Here is a 14,753-nt window from a genome sequence, read left to right on the forward strand (position 1 = left end):
GGATTTGTAACCATCACCATGTCGCCTAGCGCCCTCTCATTTCCTTGTCGCAACACCCGTCTGGGCGCTTGTTTGCGCCGACTGCCACGCCGAAAAAGCCACCTTTTCGGCGACGCCTTCTCCGATCACCAGCACGCTATCGAAGAAATCAATCCCGCCCTCCGATTGGATCGAGGACGTATCGTGCATAATGGCGATGACCGTTGCATCCGGGCAATTGTCCTTGATCGATTGAAAGAACGCTTGCACTGCCTGCCCATCAAGGGCGCTTGTCGCCTCGTCCAGAAAAAGCAAGCCTGGCTTCAGCAGCAGGATTTTCGCAAGAACGAGCTTTTGCTTTTCACCCCCGGACAGGAGCTTGTCCCACTGCTGACCATCCCGACCTTCATCTCGGAGCTCTCCTTGAAACTCTTCGAGCCCCGCTTCTTTCAATACGCTTGAGACCGCAGTGTCCTGATGCGCGGCGGCTTCATCGGGGAGACAGACGAGATCTTTGAGGCAAACGCCTTGAAGTTTCACGTCCTGGGCGGCGTAAAGGGTTTGCAAACCGTCGGGCAACGCAATCTTACCCCTCCCGTGCGGCCAAAGACCGTTGATCGCCTTGAGAAGCGAGGTCTTGCCGCTTCCCGATTCGCCCATCACCAACGTCCACTCCCCCGGAGCGAAGTTGAGCGCATTGGCAGTCAAAAAGGGCTCGTCCTCGCCAGTATGCATGAGCTCGACCGCATGGATCGTCAGGCCCTTTGCTCCGTTCTCGGACGTATATTCAAACGCTGCAGGACCACTTTGCGCATAATAGTCTTGCGGGCGCTGGACCGTTTCTATTGCTTCGGCGAGCTCCGTTATGCGGTGCGCGTCGGCCCGGAGCGTGGCGATGTCCGGCATCGCGTGAATGAACCATGAGCACTCATTGATCAGGGCTGTCGCAAGTTCGGCGCCAGTCACGTAGTCCTGCAGGCTGATTGTCTTGTCGACATAGGGAAGCAGACCGGGCGCGTAGGCGACGATGCGTGAGCCGAGGAAATTATGCACCAGTTCAAAGCCCATATAGCCGGCCGTAATCCGATTGAGGCTCGCCCAGGTCCGGTCGATATCCTGGTACCGGCGCACGTTGAGCGCCTTTTGCGCCGGCTCCCCCTTGATGACCGCAACATGAAAACTGCGGTGCAGCAACTGGTTGAGTTCGCTGCGATAGCTGCCTTCCGCCGATTGAATGCGTATGGACAGCCCCTGCAAAATACCGCCCAGCTTGGCTGCAATGAACGTGTTGAGGGGAACATAGATCGCGATCGCTAGCAGCGTCAGGCAGGCGCTACCGTAGCTGCCGAGAAAATCGAGCCCTCTCACCGGGCTCGACGTCTCGATCAATTTGCCGCCAACGAAGGCGAGCGACAGAACAACGCCGGCGATGCCGACGCCGAGGCCGATCGCACCGCCCGTCATACCTTTGATCGCCTCCTGTACCCGCTGATCGATGTTGTCAGGTGCTGATGACGTGTCCGCCTCGCTCCCGCCACCAAACCCGTTCTGCTGCAGGTGGAAGTGCGTGTGATTGGAATCGAGTAGCGCCCGGTTAAAACGCTCGTCCAGCCACTGGCGCCATTTACGGTGCAGGCTGGTCGAAAGGAAGTGGCGGACCGCGGTAAACCCTGCATCCCTCGTGATCGCGATCGCAGCGAGCGTCGCTGCGGTATTTAGAAGTGACAATGGCGTCGTTGGGACGGTGGGGTGGTGGAAATTCGCGATCTGATTGACCAGTTCGCCCGATGTCAGCGCAAACCAGACGCTTGCCTGGGCCGACAATCCGGTAAGCAGCAGGATGAGAAATGTCAGGATCCAGGCTTCTTTCCACCGATTAGAGAGCCAGTAGGCGAACAACAGGCCCCAGAAGCTGCGCATGGAGGATACGGGGCTGCTCGGGCGCCGCCGCTTCTGGCCGAAAGGCCGTTTAACCAGTTTTGCTGCCCGTTGCGCCCTACTGCGCACTTCGCTCAAGCTCATCTTTCTGAAGTGGAGCATGGATCCGGCTTGTCAAATACAGATGACGCTGCGGCATCGAACGAGTGCCACCGTTGACACCGTGGGTGAGGGCGAACCTGCCGTCCGTGTCTTGGCCCATCTCCTCGCCTCCGATCACGCGGATCCGAGGCACCGTACGGACGGTCCGCACGGAAAGACAAGCTGGATCCGATGTTTCGGAAGCACCATCGCCAATCGGGCTCTGCCCAGGTGCATTAATCCCTGCTGCTTCCCCTTTTCGACGGGGTGGTCTCTGGAAATGTCGGAGGAGGAACCACGCTGTCCAAATGATTTGTCCGTTCTAGGCAGACTACTTGGACAGGCTGGCGACAGGCGTTGGAAGAACCACGCCGACAGTTTGATTGCTGTCATTCACGATCGCGCTGCCTATGACGAGGTAACCGCCAATGACCACGAATGCGAAGAGCATGACGCCGATCGGAAGGCCGGTAGAGAAAGTCCGCTGCGGTTTGCCGTAACTATAGCGTTCGTACATTCCAGGATCCTTCCTGCCTCGTGGACAACGGCACCCGAGCCAAACGAAGGGACGTTTAAGCCGCTCTGGTGTCGTTGTCCGCCCGGGACGGCATAATGCCAGGGAGTTTACCCCAGGCTAAGGTTGGAGGTAGCGCGGTGAAACCGGATCACCAGCCAACTAGGACCTTTGTGGGAACCCATCGGACTGAAGCCCTATGGCGGAACTTTCGGGCGCGCTCCAGGTTTTCTATACCTCTTGTCTGAACCGTACCGGAGCTGCACGAGAAAACCTTGGCGAACCGCAATAGCAGGCGGTCGCTTCCTATGGCATCGCCTGCGCTTCCAACCATAAAATTCTTGAGCGTGAGCGCATCGGCTTACGATGGATCTTGCTCGCGGTCGCTCACGGGCCAAGAGGTCCTCAGGCGAGCTTTCCGAATTTCCGACTTGGAACAATCCTTCCTTTTGTGGGTTCAAAACCCACGCTGGCGCAAATTCGCGTATCAAGGAGGATCGGCATGCTCAAATGGGCAATCATATTTTTCATCGTTTCGGTCGTTGCCGGTTTGCTCGGGTTTTCCGGCATTTCGGCAGCCACGGCCGGTATTGCAAAGGTTTTGTTTTTCGTTGCCCTGGCGATCTTCCTCCTGTTCCTTGTTCTTGCATTCATGGCCGGAAGCATCGCGTTCTAGGAACGTCAGGCTCGCATTTCCGGCTGTGGCCCTCCCGTCATCCGGTGCAATCACGAGACCATTAGTCGGAGCCGCCATGGTGAGCCCACCGCGTCACCGAGAGCCACTTGCAGGCAGGTTGCAGGAACCGTTGCGCGTTGCAGCCGAGATTGAAAGGGGCGCCCGGGTCCGCCTTGCTGTGACGCGGACGGACGACGCCCCGTCCGTCCCGTTGGTTTGATGCAAAGCCGATCTCTTGCACACGCCAAGGCCCCTTGGTCAAATCAGGGAGCTGCGGCGCTCGTGCATGTACCGATCGAGGTCGGTCCGTGTGGGGCCGATGCGAACGAAAATTTCGCGCGCATCCAACGGCGTCAGACCATAGGCAGCAATGAACTCGGCGAGGTCGTAGTGTCCACCATAGACGGCCTCTGAAGGATCTATGATCTTGGCGCGTCTTCTCTTGGTATAGGCCGAAAGCGATACGCCGCTGCTCGACATGGGTTGGTTGTGCTTCATCCTTCTCTCCCTGATCGACGATGTGTCTTCCGTTCGGGTGGATCACCGCTCGTTCCTTTGCGGAAAACCGTCAAAGCGCTCCACAGTGCTTTTTGTTCCCTTCCGGAACCTTTGAAGCCCTGTGGTGTTGGGTGCGCCTCCCAGAAAGGCGAAGGAGGTTGCCATGCCGGAGAAGACCTTGGATATGTTGTTCCATGAAACTCTGAAAGACATCTACTATGCTGAGAGGCAAATCCTGAAAGCGCTTCCGAAGATGGCGCGCGCGGCACAGTCACCCGATACCAAGGCGGCATTCGAAAAGCACCGCGATGAAACCGAAGGCCATGTGGAGCGCCTTCAGCAGGTCTTCGAGATCATCGGCAAGCGTGCGCAGGGTAAAACCTGCGAAGCAATTCAAGGCATTATTGCGGAAGGCGAGGAGGTTATTGAGGAGTTCAAGGGAAGCGCGGCCCTTGATGCCGGTCTCATATCTGCGGCTCAGGCGGTCGAGCACTATGAGATCGCGCGCTATGGTACATTGAAGACCTGGGCCAAGCAGCTTGGGCACGATAAAGCAGTCGTACTGCTTGATCAGACGCTTCAGGAGGAAGGCGCCACCGACAAGGCGCTTAGCAAGCTGGCTCTTTCCGCCGCCAACATCAAGGCCTCCGCTTAAACGACGCGAACGGCGGAGGGCGGACACGCCCGCCGCCTCGCTAAACCCTCCACGATGCAGGCAATCGCCCCCGCTGCTGGTCGGCGCACTCGCTTTTTTGAGGAACAGCAGCAACCGTCGGCTGAAAACTTTGGCCTCCTCAGACCCAAGGGGGAGACTTCAGCTAACGAGGCGAGCTCACTCGATCTTTCCCATGAGCGCGGTGCCGAGGCAGCCAAGAGCAAACGATGCGCCGAAGGCATAAATCTGCAGCAGAAGAGCAATTGGTTCGATCGCGCCATCATGGCCGAGCGCGTGCGGGTATCTGAAGGCGATCACCAGCGTGGTGACGGCTCCCAGTGCGAAGCCAGTCGATAAATGCCAAATGATAAACCGCAACAGCTTGGGCATTTTCCAACCTCCGCTAGGACGGAAGTGAGGGTTGGCGCCGTTGCAGCAGCCCGGCTGAAACAACGCGATGATCTGCGGGGCAGAGGTTCGGCGCGGATCGCGCGGTGAACTTGTTTGCTCTTTCAAAAGCCGATCGAAACGCTCACCGGCATCGCGAGTTTTCGTTCCCAACCGGTATCCCCGATGATTGTTCCCGCCCGTCGCTGGAAGTGGCAGCATTGCGTTGATGGCCACAGTGCGCTTCTCAATATGAGCATTCCATTTCGAGAGCTTCCGACGCGAGGCCGAGCACACTCCGTTTACCGCCGTCCGTTCCTGGCTAGCCATTTGAGGAAACGAACGAACTGTATTTCGTCGGCGTGAAGTCCAGATATCGGCTTGGCGTTGTTACGCAGCTGGGGAGTTTTTTGGTGGGCGTCTGCCAAGGCAAGAATTTCCGGATGTACGTAACTCTTGCGGCAAACGGCCGGAGTGTTGTGAAGTGCATCGGCAGCCGCCTGGCACATCGCCTTAACGGTTGGACGTCGGCCTTCGACGAGAGCCCGACGGGCAACGGCATATGCAGCAACGCTCCCCGCCCAGGTTCTGAAAGTCTTGGCTGAAACCGGCGCTCCGCAGATCTCTGCAAGATACCGATTGAATCGGCCAGATTCGATCGGATCCGGCCTTCCGTCTGGCCCGACGCAAACGAAGAGTTGGCGGCCTGGAAGCTCCGCTATCTCCTCAAGAATCCGCTGCAGTCGAGGGTTCCGCAATCGTCTTCGGATGCGCTGTCCGCCCTTGCCCTTGAAATTCAGTTCAATGCAGTTGTCAGCAATCTTGAGATGTCGCTTGAGCAACGTGGCGGCGCCATAGCTGCCATTCTCCTGGACGTAACTTGAGTTACCGATACGAAGCGGAGCTTGGTCAAGCAGTGACGCAAGGGCTGCAAGAACCGTGGCAGGATCGCCAACCGGGCCCTCCATCTGCTTGCGGATTGTTCGCCGCAGCCGGGGTAGCACTTTGGCAAAGGCGGGAAGCTGGCTGTATTTGTCGCGGCTTCGCATGTCCTGCCAGATATCGTGGTATCGATACTGCTTGCGACCGCGCGCATCATAGCCTGTTGCCTGGAGGTGTCCGTTTTGCCTGGTACAAATCCAGACATCTTCGTAGGCGGGCGGTAGTCCAAGCTTCTGGATGCGGGCAAGAATGCTCCTGTCTTTCAGGAGTTCACCGTTTGGCCGCCGGTAAATAAAGCCTTTGGCGGAGCGCGACCGACTATAGCCCGGTTCCTTATCCGAGACATATACAAGCTCGGCTGCCTCGTCGCGCCCTCTCTGTCGCGTGTCCAATCAGATCCGCCCCATCAGAAGCAGAACCAGCAGAACGACGACCACAACGCCCAGCAGTCCGGATGGCCCGTATCCCCAGCCCGACGAATAGGGCCAAGCGGGGAACGCGCCGACGAGCAGCAGGATTAGAATAATCAACAGTACGGTTCCAAGCATCTTGCGATCTCCTTCCGAAGGCCGATCTGGTCGTCTCCCAGGTTAGGCTGAACCAGGCGGCGGCGCGAAAACCCAACTCCAGGTAAACGTGGCATGATGAATTTCATCATGATCAAGCCACCTGATGTGGGCGTCAAACGCGTTCTTTGACGATTGGTTCCTTCGGTTTCTGTCGGCATTGACGACAGTCAGCCACCTTCTATCTCGGGCGCGGGTGTGCTGTTTCACCGTTCCCTTCGCGCACGCGCCTGGCCCTTGGGCCGTCAATAGCTTGGCTTCTCTGCATTGAAGGCGTATCTTCAGACAAGGACACCATAGGCGACGGACACGGCCGAAGAAGCGCTGTTCCGACGAACAGGGTCAAGGCGATGGCATCGGGCAAAAAAGCCGACGATGAAAAACGGGAGTTGCTGGCTGACAGCGCAACACCTTGTCCAGGCGATGGCGACATGGTGCAATTGGACCATGTGCCGGATCGATTGCTGATACTTGCCAACCGGTTGCAAAGGGCGCTCGACCATCGGGAGATGTCGCGAGCGACGACCGGCACCCTACGTCGGAAGCACTGAGATGGTCACCGAGCGGATCGAGGATAGCAAATGACGCCGGACCTGCAGCGATTGCGGGTGCTCGTGGCCGAGGATGAGTTTTTTGTTGCAAATGACATCGCGCATTGGCTCGAGCAGGCCGGCGCGACGATTATCGGCCCAACGCCCACGGTAAAGGAAACGTTGAATAGTCTCGCGCAGGCGGTCGATGTTCAGGTTGCTGTTCTCGATATCAACCTAAATGGCGAATTGATTTTCCCCGTTGCCGACGAACTTGCGCGCCGATCGGTCCCGGTGATTTTTTTCAGTGGCTATGACGACATGAACGTCCCCGAACGCTTCCGCGCGGTTGCGCGTGTCAGCAAATGTTCCGCCTCGTCGGACCTCGTGAGCGCGGTTTTCGAGCAGCATCTTCTTAGCCTGTCGAACCTGGCGCCACTTTACACCGGGGTGACTGATCAATCCGTGAGCGAACTGATACCGGCGCTACGTTTCAGAGCGCGGTTTCTTATGGTCGGAGCTCCGGCAAAAGCCGCCGATCGTCTTGTGGAGCGGACACTAGAGCGAGCCATTGCTCTGGCGGGCACAAGGGACAGGTCTCAAAGTCTCGACGCGTGGCTGCACGAACTGATCGCGGCAATTCACACTGAAAACCCATACGGGCCGCACTAGGCATCTCGGGACGCCGGGACGCGAGAGGGCGCCGATCGGTGTGAATGGGCGGCTCACGGACCTCGTCCGGATTCGGTGTTCTCCTTTCATCCGGCATATCTTCAGGTTCGGGTTCTTCTACGGGCGGTGGCGTCTCATGCGGTCTTGGCATTGGCGGTTGCCGCTCGCCTGGATCGTGTGGTTTGGGGGTCATGTCCTTGCTCCTCGTCTACAGGGAGAACAAGGGTAGCTGCGCTTGGTTCCGAAAAGTTCGGCGGTATGGATGGATCGCAGTTCCGGAACAATCGATCGCGAAGGAGGTTCGGCGCACAAAAAGATCGCAAGGAGCAGATCAATGAGTGAGGCGAAAACCACCGATGATCACAATGAAATTCAACAATGGGCCGAGACGAGGAAAGGTCGCCCCGCAAGAGTAAAAGGGGCGCTCAATGGCATCCTGAGGATTGATTTCGGTGAGCCGGAGAACGGACTTGAGCCAATCTCGTGGAAAGAGTTCTTCGTCATTTTTGATCGCAATAAACTGCTCTTCCTTCACCAGGACACGACTGAAGACGGTAAACTCAGCCGCTTCAATAAGTTCGTCGATCGAAATTGACTGCGAAACGTGGTTGTCACCGGAAGAAAATTGCCACCCCCGGCGGTAGGCGGGTGCGCCTGGCGCTGTCCGTCGATGCTCTGAGCGACGGGCATTCTAGCGCTATCGCGCCAGGCCTATTGTGGATTGGGGGCGCGCTCTGCGGGGGCCATACCCTGCGGGCTCTCGGTGCTTGGACGCTCTTCGGCATCCGGCTGTTGCTGTTGGGATGACGCCGGTTGTCCGGTCTGCTCACCACCGCGGTGGCCCCATTCGACGAACCCCCAGACAAGCAGCGCCAGAAAGAGGCTTGCGGCAAGCACCAGGAAAACCCGAGCGCCCATTCCGGCTTGGCGGGTTTCACGCGCGGAAAAAGTGGTTCGGTCAGCGCCGTGTGTTGCTGTTTTCGGTTCGCCGCGTTCATCCAACTGTTCAGCCATCACATCTCTCCGCTATAGAGCCGTCGACGCCCAATTCAGGGCTGGCCGATAGGTACCTGTTTCTCACGCCACTCCGGCGCATTGCAGGTCGAACCGATAACTCCCCTGAAAGTTCCGAACGGCGTCACCGTCGGAGCCTCGCCGGTCATCTGGACTGTACGGGATCTGCCGGGTCACGCTTGCCATCGGTGCATTGCACGATCAACTGCTGCAACGTCTTGGGCGCGTTCCGAAGCTGCGGTCTTTGCCAGAGCATCGAGACGGAACAAATACGGCATTGGTCGGTTTGTCCTTCTGCACAGGCAGGAGGGTCAAGGACATGGACGACAAGGAAGAACGCATTCGCCAGCGCGCCTATGCGATTTGGGAAAGCGAAGGCCGCCCCGAGGGTGACGATCGACGCCATTGGGAAAAGGCAGAAGGCGAATTGGCAGATGGCGATCAACGCCCTCCAAGCGAACCAACAGACGAGAGACGAGAAGAGAGTGGGGTGGGAACGGTCGTCGCGCCTTCGACCGCCCCGCGGGGAAAGGCGGGTCAGCCAAGCCATGAACCATGATTTTCGAGGAGCAGTCCCATGCGAATAGCTGACATCATGAGGAAGAACGTCCATGTCGCGCGGCCCGACGACACCGTTTCGACAATTGCGCGGGAAATGGCCAAGAACGATATTGGCTTTCCTCCCGTTGGTGACAACGATCGGCTTGTCGGGATGATAACGGATCGCGACATTGTCGTGTGCTGTGTCGGGGAACGGCGTCACGATCATACCCGTTTGAGCGACATCATGACGGCCGACGTCAATTATTGCTTTGAAGACGAGGACGTGTCGGAATTCGCACACAACATTGGTAACGAGCAGGTCCGCCGCCTGCCGGTCCCCTACCGCAACAAGGGTCTTGTTGGCCTCGCTTCGCTTGCCGACGCAGCGCGCCGGGATCCGTCTCTCGCCGGCATCGGCTTGCAAGACGTCACGAACCCCGGTGGACCACATATCCAGAGGCCCTAATCATGGCCGATATCCGCGAAAAGCGCGCTTTTTGGCGCTCTCCGGTTTCACTGTCTGTCACGGAGCAGCGTGTCTGGGCGAAAGAGGTGGCTCTGCACGCTCATGCAGGCCAACGGGATAAGGCGGGAGAACCTTATATCCGTCATTGCCAGCGGGTTGCAGAGGCGGTCGAAGGCGACAAGGCCAAAACAGTCGCATTTCTTCATGACATCGTCGAAAAAGCTCCGGACTGGACGCTCGAGAGATTGCTGGTTTCCGGGTTTTCCCCAGACGTTGTAGCGGCTGTCGAAAGCTTGACCCATCGCCCAGGAGAACCCAAAGACGCGTTGACGATACGCGCGGCGGCCAATGCGCTTGGTGCCGTCGTCAAGCGAGCCGACCTTCAGGACAATCTCACCCAGGTCGAAAGGCAAGGTGGGGATGTCGCGCAATACAGACGTCGATTGCTTTTGCTCGATGTCGCCGCCAATAGGGATAAACGCCTAAGGCGAGATGAGGGAGCGGGCGATTTGCGTCGAGAAGGCCGGTTCGGCCCCAAGCTGTCGCAACGTGACGCGCGTGCCATGACCAGGCGCGAAAACGCCGATCGCGTTGCGAAGAAAGGCCTCATCTTTCTTGTTGGCTTGGCTGCGGCTCTCGCAATTACGTTTGCCTTGGCTTGAACAGTCATTGTCCGTGTCGCTCAATCCAGCGGAACACCGTTCATGCGGAGGGCAAGTTCGTCGCGGGCGCGGCTCAGTCTGCTCTTGATGGTGCCGACCGCGCAATCACAGATGTCGGCTGCCTCCTTATAGCTCAAACCGTAGCCGGCGACGAGCACCAGAACTTCCCTGTGATCGGGCGCCAGCCTGTCAAGCGCGGTCCGCAACTCGCCGTTCAACACGCACCAATCCTGCGGAGCAGGTATCGCAATGGGGAGATCTGCGCAATTTATGGCGCCGGGTGCTTCGCGTTTGCGCAGCTTGTATTGCGTGCGAAACGCGTTGTGCATGATTGTGAAGAGCCACGATTTGAGGTTGGTCCCCGGTTCGAAGCCGTCGATACCACGCAGCGCGCGAAACAGCGTTTCCTGCAGCAAATCGTCGGCCTCAAATCTCGAACCGCCAAAGGTTCGCGCAAAAGCCCTTAAGGCCGGGATGAGGTCCACCACCTGTGTCTCAAGGGGGCGTGTCTTATCGTCAAGGGTCGGAAATGAAGGCATCTGGGCTGCCTTTCAAGGTTGCCGGATTGCTTTGTTGGTCAATGCTTGGCCGGCATTTAAGTTCCTGGACAAGGCCCCATCGCAAACAAACCGCCGGAACGCGGTGTGGTGGCCAAGCGGATAGTCCGGCTTGACCGCAACCGCCACCAATTCCGGGTTCTGTGGCTTCACCCGCTTGTTTACCGACGGGAAACCGTCCGGCCCGCCGCGCGATATTCTGACGGGATTCCTGACCGGCGACGGCAAGGCGCTCGGCCGGCCGGTTGGCGTTGCCATGGCGCGCGATGGCGCGTTGCTCGTCGCCGACGACGTCGGCAACAGGGTGTGGCGGGTTGCGCCAGCGCACGATTAGACGTTGGCGCGATCCGCCGGGTTTCCCGGACGGCCCTTAAGCGGTTTCGGTCGATCGAATGCATCGACTTGCAACTGGCCAGCCGGATATGCGCTAACCATGGACCCGTTCGAGAAAGTCACGGATAAGTGCCGCTGCCTGATCAAGATGGGTTTCCAGTAACCAATGCCCGCCACCCAGAAGGTGAAGTTCCGCATCCGGCAGATCGCGAAGATAGGCCCGCGCGGATTTCTCCGGCATGTAGTGGTCCTTGGGTCCCCAAACGATGAGCGCAGGGGGCTGATGGTCCGCGAGATATCTTCGGTGTTGCGGGAACCATGACCGGTTCTCCTTCAAACCCGCGATTAGATTGACGGCGATTTCCTTCCGCTTTGGCGTCATGAGCGACCAATGCAGTTTCCATAGGTCTGGTGGAATGGTCTCTGCGAGATCGGGCTCCAGGTCGTTCAGGAACTCTTCTCGAAATGTCTCCTCGCGTACCGTTTCGGCCAACGCGCTCTTCATTTCCGGCAAAGGAAGCGTCCAGGTCGTTTCGATGTCTGCATATTTGGGTCCCAAGGCATCTTCATAGGGAATGTCGCCGTTCTGGATGATGAGCCCGACCACGGACGCAGGCCTTGCTATGGCGAGCCGAATTCCGATCGGTGAACCGAAGTCATGCAGGTAAAGAACGAAACGATCGATCTTAAGGGCATCTATGAAGCTGCTCAGAAATGCTGCGTAGCCGTCGAAGCTGTAGTCGAAATCATCCGGCGTATCGCTGTAACCCGCGCCAGGAAAATCCGGAGCGACCAGATGCCAACGGTCGCAAAGCCGTGGCATCAGATTGCGAAACTCATAGGACGAGCACGGATATCCGTGTGGGAGCAGGACGACCGGAGCACCTTGCCGTCCGGCTTCGCGATAGAAGACTTCGATGCCGGCGATCGTGATGCGCCGATGTCGAACCAGCGTGTCCATAGCAAATCCTCCGCGCAATGAGACGCTTTTATCCGAACGAGATCGGCCGATCAGTCATGCGCCAAGCCGTTCGCCATCGGTGATAACCGGTACTATCGCCGGTTGTTCCACCCAGATGGGTAGCCGGCAAAGGCGCCGGCTCTCGAAAGAGGGTTCCTCAGGGACTGCTCTACGTCGTGAAACGAACGACCGATGTTCCTCGGTGTTGCTTTCTGGTCCTTGCTCAGTCGCTCGATATACGGTGAAGGTCTTTGATCGTTGCTCAGGCTCAGAAGGGATCGATATCATGACGCAGGACGTCGAATTTTCGTGGCTTCTGCAGGGCGACGCGGGGGCCGTGCAGGCGTGGTTGGCTGAATGGCTGACCGAGCATGTCAACGGCTGGTGTGGCGCCTATGGCCTGGATTGGTCAGCAAGCGGCGTCGATGCGCATATAAAGCGCCATCAATTGGTAGAGCGCGAATGGGCGGAAATCACAGCTGCTGCAGTGGACCAGGATTGTTTTGTCCGCGTGGCCAAGATCAAGCAGACGCCCGTCGGGGTCGTTTATGCCGAAAAGCGCATGGACCGCTATTTCGCGCTTAAGACCGGTGTTTTATCCTGGATCTATGTCGAACCGGCATTTCGCAGACGCGGCATCGCCCGAGACCTCCTCGACGAAGCCCACAAATGGTTTGTCAAAGAGCAGGTGCCGGTCTCGGAGGTTTTCGTAACCGGTAGCAACAGAGCTGCAATCGCCGCCTATCAAGGCGGCGGCTATCGCATCCTCGATCACCGCCTCCTTGCGGTGATGCGCGAAGACGAACGTTCCGTCGGGCGCTAGGCGCGCGCGAGGAATTCGGATTTCCCGGGCACTTTGCTCAAGCCGTTCAAGCACGCGACCGCCAACAACAGCCACGCGCCAAGGATACTTTGGCGAGGCCTGTCGCTGCAATTGGAGCGCCAGGCCTCTGACCGCCTCCTCCCCGTCCGAAGACGGCTGACGCTCGCTATCACACCGCGCGCCGCCACACCATTTGCCTATCCGGGCTAAACCCTGTTCCTACCGTGGATATCGCGACCAACTGCCTTGAGTAACAGAGGGTTGCTTGACAGGGGGGCACGAAGACGGGTCCCCACTTCTCGTCATCCTTTGGTTGGGCATGTTTGATGTTCTTCGGCATTCAAAAAGCCGACCGCGCCCGGCGCGAGACGCCTCCGACCGAGGTGAAGGACCCCGTTGCTTTTGCACCGCTGCACCCTAGTTACCGGCAGACCAACGGAGGGCGAAAATGGATAACAGCGGTTCGGCGCGAGCAAAAACGGGTGTCGAGGGTCTGGACGATGTTCTCTCAGGGGGACTGTCGCGGCGACATGTATTTCTTCTCGAGGGATCACCAGGGACGGGAAAGACGACGATCGCGTTGCAGTTCCTTCAAGAAGGCGCAGCTCTTGGCGAAAAGTGCTTGTACATCACCCTATCTGAGACCGAAGAGGAATTGCGCGACAGTGCGGCTTCCCACTCTATGGAACTCGATCGCAACATCGAGATATTCGAGCTTGTTCCGCCAGAGAGCCTGTTGAACGCTGAACAGCAGCAGAGCCTGCTTTATTCGTCGGATCTGGAACTGGGCGAGACCACGAAGTTGATTTTCGAGGCATTCGAAAGGACCAAGCCGAGCCGCGTTGTGCTCGACAGCCTGTCGGAAATCAGGCTGCTTGCGCAAAGCTCCTTGCGCTACCGGCGGCAGATCCTTGCTTTGAAACACTTCTTTGCAAAAACTGGCGCGACAGTGCTGCTGCTCGACGACATGACCTCCGACAGTCTCGACAAGACAGTGCATAGCGTGGTGCATGGGGTCATCCACCTGGAACAGCTGGCGCCGAACTATGGTTCGGAACGACGACGCCTGAGGATCACCAAATACCGTGGCCAAGCGTTCCGCGGCGGGTATCACGACTTTACGATCAAGACTGGAGGTGTATCGGTTTTTCCGCGGCTGCGAGCGATTGAACACCGAACGGAATTCGAACGCTCGACGCTAAAGAGCGGGATTGTCGAACTTGATGCGCTGCTGGGGGGCGGCATCGAGCGCGGATCGAGCACGCTGCTGATCGGTCCTGCCGGCACAGGCAAGAGTCTGTTTGCGCTGCAATTCGTCGATGCGGCCGTCAAGCGCGGTGAAAAAGCGGCCCTCTTCATTTTCGATGAGGAGTTGGGCCTTCTCTTCGAGCGCACGAAAGCCTTGGATTTCGACCTGGAAACCTACCAGCGGGAGGGCCTTATTCACATAGAGCAGTTGGATGCGGCTGAACTCTCGCCCGGCGAATTCGCCCAGCGCGTGCGCGATCGTGTCGCCGGCTTTGACGCAAAGACCGTCGTTATCGACAGCATCAACGGCTACCAGGCTTCCATGCCCGAGGAAAACGCGCTGATCCTGCACATGCATGAGCTGTTGCAATACCTCAACCGCCAGGGCGCAAACACCTTTGTGACGGTGGCCCAGCACGGGCTGGTCGGAGATATGAAATCGCCGGTCGATGTCACCTATCTTGCCGACACGGTCGTGCTACTTCGTTATTTCGAAGCGCTCGGAAAGGTCAGGAGGGCGATCTCCGTCGTCAAGAAGCGTACCGGCAAACACGAGGAAACCATACGGGAATTCACCATCGGCAAGGGCGGACTTTCGCTCGGCGAACCCCTTTCGGGCTTCCAGGGCGTGTTGCGCGGCGTGCCAACCTTTGTCGGCGAAAAGCCGCATCTACAGTCCGTTGAGGGTTAAGACAATTCCAAATAGAA

At 58.2% G+C, this 14,753-nt stretch carries 19 protein-coding genes and 1 pseudogene; 11 read left to right on the plus strand and 9 right to left on the minus strand.

Annotation, left to right across the window (positions count from 1 at the left end):
- Nucleotides 1-36: 36 nt before the first annotated feature.
- Together ACIQUG_RS22010 and ACIQUG_RS22015 are read right to left on the minus strand one after the other, a co-directional pair.
- Nucleotides 37-1,986: an ABC transporter ATP-binding protein/permease gene (locus tag ACIQUG_RS22010; protein ID WP_402324623.1), complete on the minus strand. Its 1,950-nt coding sequence runs from the start codon at nt 1,984-1,986 to the stop codon at nt 37-39.
- Between the two features lie 343 nt (nt 1,987-2,329).
- Nucleotides 2,330-2,515 (minus strand): hypothetical protein, encoded by a 186-nt coding sequence (locus ACIQUG_RS22015; RefSeq protein ID WP_402324104.1) that lies wholly within the window; start codon nt 2,513-2,515, stop codon nt 2,330-2,332.
- Nucleotides 2,516-3,014: 499 nt separating this feature from the next.
- Between ACIQUG_RS22015 and ACIQUG_RS22020 the strand changes: the two genes are divergently transcribed.
- Nucleotides 3,015-3,188, plus strand: coding sequence for a DUF1328 domain-containing protein (locus ACIQUG_RS22020; RefSeq protein ID WP_192449280.1), 174 nt, complete (start codon nt 3,015-3,017; stop codon nt 3,186-3,188).
- 258 nt (nt 3,189-3,446) lie between these two features.
- Here ACIQUG_RS22020 and ACIQUG_RS22025 read toward each other — a convergent pair whose 3' ends face one another.
- Nucleotides 3,447-3,686, minus strand: a complete 240-nt coding sequence (locus ACIQUG_RS22025; protein ID WP_192448919.1) for a hypothetical protein — start codon at nt 3,684-3,686, stop codon at nt 3,447-3,449.
- Between the two features lie 163 nt (nt 3,687-3,849).
- On the opposite strand from ACIQUG_RS22025, the gene ACIQUG_RS22030 reads away from it, so the two are divergent.
- Nucleotides 3,850-4,341 carry a ferritin-like domain-containing protein gene (locus ACIQUG_RS22030; protein WP_402324105.1) on the plus strand — a complete coding sequence of 164 codons (492 nt, stop codon included), beginning with the start codon at nt 3,850-3,852 and terminating at the stop codon, nt 4,339-4,341.
- 177 nt (nt 4,342-4,518) lie between these two features.
- On the opposite strand, the gene ACIQUG_RS22035 is transcribed toward ACIQUG_RS22030, so the two are convergent.
- The 3 genes from ACIQUG_RS22035 to ACIQUG_RS22045 form a co-directional block, all read right to left on the minus strand.
- On the minus strand, nt 4,519-4,965 hold the full coding sequence (locus ACIQUG_RS22035; protein ID WP_402324107.1) for a hypothetical protein: 447 nt from the start codon (nt 4,963-4,965) through the stop codon (nt 4,519-4,521).
- Nucleotides 4,966-5,030: 65 nt separating this feature from the next.
- Complete coding sequence (locus tag ACIQUG_RS22040; protein WP_402324108.1) at nt 5,031-6,062, minus strand: DNA topoisomerase IB; 1,032 nt, start codon at nt 6,060-6,062, stop codon at nt 5,031-5,033.
- A complete protein-coding gene (locus ACIQUG_RS22045) occupies nt 6,063-6,218 on the minus strand; it encodes a DUF3309 family protein (protein WP_192448923.1) in 156 nt (51 codons plus the stop codon).
- 368 nt (nt 6,219-6,586) lie between these two features.
- On the opposite strand from ACIQUG_RS22045, the gene ACIQUG_RS22050 reads away from it, so the two are divergent.
- The 3 genes from ACIQUG_RS22050 (at nt 6,587) to ACIQUG_RS22060 (ending at nt 8,033) form a co-directional block, all read left to right on the plus strand.
- On the plus strand, nt 6,587-6,787 hold the full coding sequence (locus tag ACIQUG_RS22050; protein WP_402324110.1) for a hypothetical protein: 201 nt from the start codon (nt 6,587-6,589) through the stop codon (nt 6,785-6,787).
- A 30-nt stretch (nt 6,788-6,817) separates the two neighbouring features.
- On the plus strand, nt 6,818-7,438 hold the full coding sequence (locus tag ACIQUG_RS22055) for a hypothetical protein (protein ID WP_402324111.1): 621 nt from the start codon (nt 6,818-6,820) through the stop codon (nt 7,436-7,438).
- A 334-nt stretch (nt 7,439-7,772) separates the two neighbouring features.
- Nucleotides 7,773-8,033, plus strand: a complete 261-nt coding sequence (locus ACIQUG_RS22060) for a hypothetical protein (RefSeq protein ID WP_402324113.1) — start codon at nt 7,773-7,775, stop codon at nt 8,031-8,033.
- A gap of 116 nt (nt 8,034-8,149) precedes the next feature.
- On the opposite strand, the gene ACIQUG_RS22065 is transcribed toward ACIQUG_RS22060, so the two are convergent.
- Nucleotides 8,150-8,452, minus strand: a complete 303-nt coding sequence (locus ACIQUG_RS22065) for a hypothetical protein (protein ID WP_402324114.1) — start codon at nt 8,450-8,452, stop codon at nt 8,150-8,152.
- A 319-nt stretch (nt 8,453-8,771) separates the two neighbouring features.
- Between ACIQUG_RS22065 and ACIQUG_RS22070 the strand changes: the two genes are divergently transcribed.
- From ACIQUG_RS22070 to ACIQUG_RS22080, 3 genes are read left to right on the plus strand one after another with little or no spacing between them, the layout of a single operon-like run.
- Complete coding sequence (locus ACIQUG_RS22070) at nt 8,772-9,011, plus strand: DUF2934 domain-containing protein (protein ID WP_402324116.1); 240 nt, start codon at nt 8,772-8,774, stop codon at nt 9,009-9,011.
- Between the two features lie 18 nt (nt 9,012-9,029).
- The gene (locus ACIQUG_RS22075; protein ID WP_402324117.1) at nt 9,030-9,461 is read left to right on the plus strand and encodes a CBS domain-containing protein; all 432 of its coding nucleotides are present in this window, start codon (nt 9,030-9,032) and stop codon (nt 9,459-9,461) included.
- Between the two features lie 2 nt (nt 9,462-9,463).
- Nucleotides 9,464-10,123 (plus strand): HD domain-containing protein, encoded by a 660-nt coding sequence (locus ACIQUG_RS22080; protein WP_402324118.1) that lies wholly within the window; start codon nt 9,464-9,466, stop codon nt 10,121-10,123.
- 20 nt (nt 10,124-10,143) lie between these two features.
- On the opposite strand, the gene ACIQUG_RS22085 is transcribed toward ACIQUG_RS22080, so the two are convergent.
- A complete protein-coding gene (locus ACIQUG_RS22085; protein WP_402324119.1) occupies nt 10,144-10,662 on the minus strand; it encodes a sigma-70 family RNA polymerase sigma factor in 519 nt (172 codons plus the stop codon).
- A 178-nt stretch (nt 10,663-10,840) separates the two neighbouring features.
- Between ACIQUG_RS22085 and ACIQUG_RS22090 the strand changes: the two are divergent.
- Nucleotides 10,841-11,014 (plus strand): annotated as a pseudogene (locus ACIQUG_RS22090) (sorbosone dehydrogenase family protein); the annotation flags it as partial.
- Nucleotides 11,015-11,107: 93 nt separating this feature from the next.
- Here the strand turns inward: ACIQUG_RS22090 and ACIQUG_RS22095 are convergent.
- Entirely contained in the window at nt 11,108-11,974 is an 867-nt protein-coding gene (locus ACIQUG_RS22095) for an alpha/beta fold hydrolase (RefSeq protein ID WP_402324120.1), read from the minus strand.
- Nucleotides 11,975-12,260: 286 nt separating this feature from the next.
- Here ACIQUG_RS22095 and ACIQUG_RS22100 point away from each other — a divergent pair, with 286 nt between their 5' ends.
- Together ACIQUG_RS22100 and ACIQUG_RS22105 are read left to right on the plus strand one after the other, a co-directional pair.
- Entirely contained in the window at nt 12,261-12,797 is a 537-nt protein-coding gene (locus tag ACIQUG_RS22100; protein ID WP_402324122.1) for a GNAT family N-acetyltransferase, read from the plus strand.
- A 448-nt stretch (nt 12,798-13,245) separates the two neighbouring features.
- Nucleotides 13,246-14,736 carry an ATPase domain-containing protein gene (locus ACIQUG_RS22105; protein ID WP_402324123.1) on the plus strand — a complete coding sequence of 497 codons (1,491 nt, stop codon included), beginning with the start codon at nt 13,246-13,248 and terminating at the stop codon, nt 14,734-14,736.
- The last annotated feature ends 17 nt before the right edge of the window (nt 14,737-14,753 follow it).

Source organism: Ensifer sp. NPDC090286, from assembly GCF_044769565.1.
In the GTDB taxonomy this organism is placed as follows: domain Bacteria; phylum Pseudomonadota; class Alphaproteobacteria; order Rhizobiales; family Rhizobiaceae; genus Ensifer.

Coding starts and splice junctions, on each gene's coding strand:
- ACIQUG_RS22095 (WP_402324120.1), bottom strand. CDS start 11,974: ATGGACACGCTGGTTCGACATCGGCGCATCACGATCGCCGGCATCGAA.
- ACIQUG_RS22065 (WP_402324114.1), bottom strand. CDS start 8,452: ATGGCTGAACAGTTGGATGAACGCGGCGAACCGAAAACAGCAACACAC.
- ACIQUG_RS22075 (WP_402324117.1), top strand. CDS start 9,030: ATGCGAATAGCTGACATCATGAGGAAGAACGTCCATGTCGCGCGGCCC.
- ACIQUG_RS22080 (WP_402324118.1), top strand. CDS start 9,464: ATGGCCGATATCCGCGAAAAGCGCGCTTTTTGGCGCTCTCCGGTTTCA.
- ACIQUG_RS22070 (WP_402324116.1), top strand. CDS start 8,772: ATGGACGACAAGGAAGAACGCATTCGCCAGCGCGCCTATGCGATTTGG.
- ACIQUG_RS22030 (WP_402324105.1), top strand. CDS start 3,850: ATGCCGGAGAAGACCTTGGATATGTTGTTCCATGAAACTCTGAAAGAC.
- ACIQUG_RS22015 (WP_402324104.1), bottom strand. CDS start 2,515: ATGTACGAACGCTATAGTTACGGCAAACCGCAGCGGACTTTCTCTACC.
- ACIQUG_RS22045 (WP_192448923.1), bottom strand. CDS start 6,218: ATGCTTGGAACCGTACTGTTGATTATTCTAATCCTGCTGCTCGTCGGC.
- ACIQUG_RS22025 (WP_192448919.1), bottom strand. CDS start 3,686: ATGAAGCACAACCAACCCATGTCGAGCAGCGGCGTATCGCTTTCGGCC.
- ACIQUG_RS22085 (WP_402324119.1), bottom strand. CDS start 10,662: ATGCCTTCATTTCCGACCCTTGACGATAAGACACGCCCCCTTGAGACA.
- ACIQUG_RS22105 (WP_402324123.1), top strand. CDS start 13,246: ATGGATAACAGCGGTTCGGCGCGAGCAAAAACGGGTGTCGAGGGTCTG.
- ACIQUG_RS22055 (WP_402324111.1), top strand. CDS start 6,818: ATGACGCCGGACCTGCAGCGATTGCGGGTGCTCGTGGCCGAGGATGAG.
- ACIQUG_RS22050 (WP_402324110.1), top strand. CDS start 6,587: ATGGCATCGGGCAAAAAAGCCGACGATGAAAAACGGGAGTTGCTGGCT.
- ACIQUG_RS22060 (WP_402324113.1), top strand. CDS start 7,773: ATGAGTGAGGCGAAAACCACCGATGATCACAATGAAATTCAACAATGG.
- ACIQUG_RS22020 (WP_192449280.1), top strand. CDS start 3,015: ATGCTCAAATGGGCAATCATATTTTTCATCGTTTCGGTCGTTGCCGGT.
- ACIQUG_RS22100 (WP_402324122.1), top strand. CDS start 12,261: ATGACGCAGGACGTCGAATTTTCGTGGCTTCTGCAGGGCGACGCGGGG.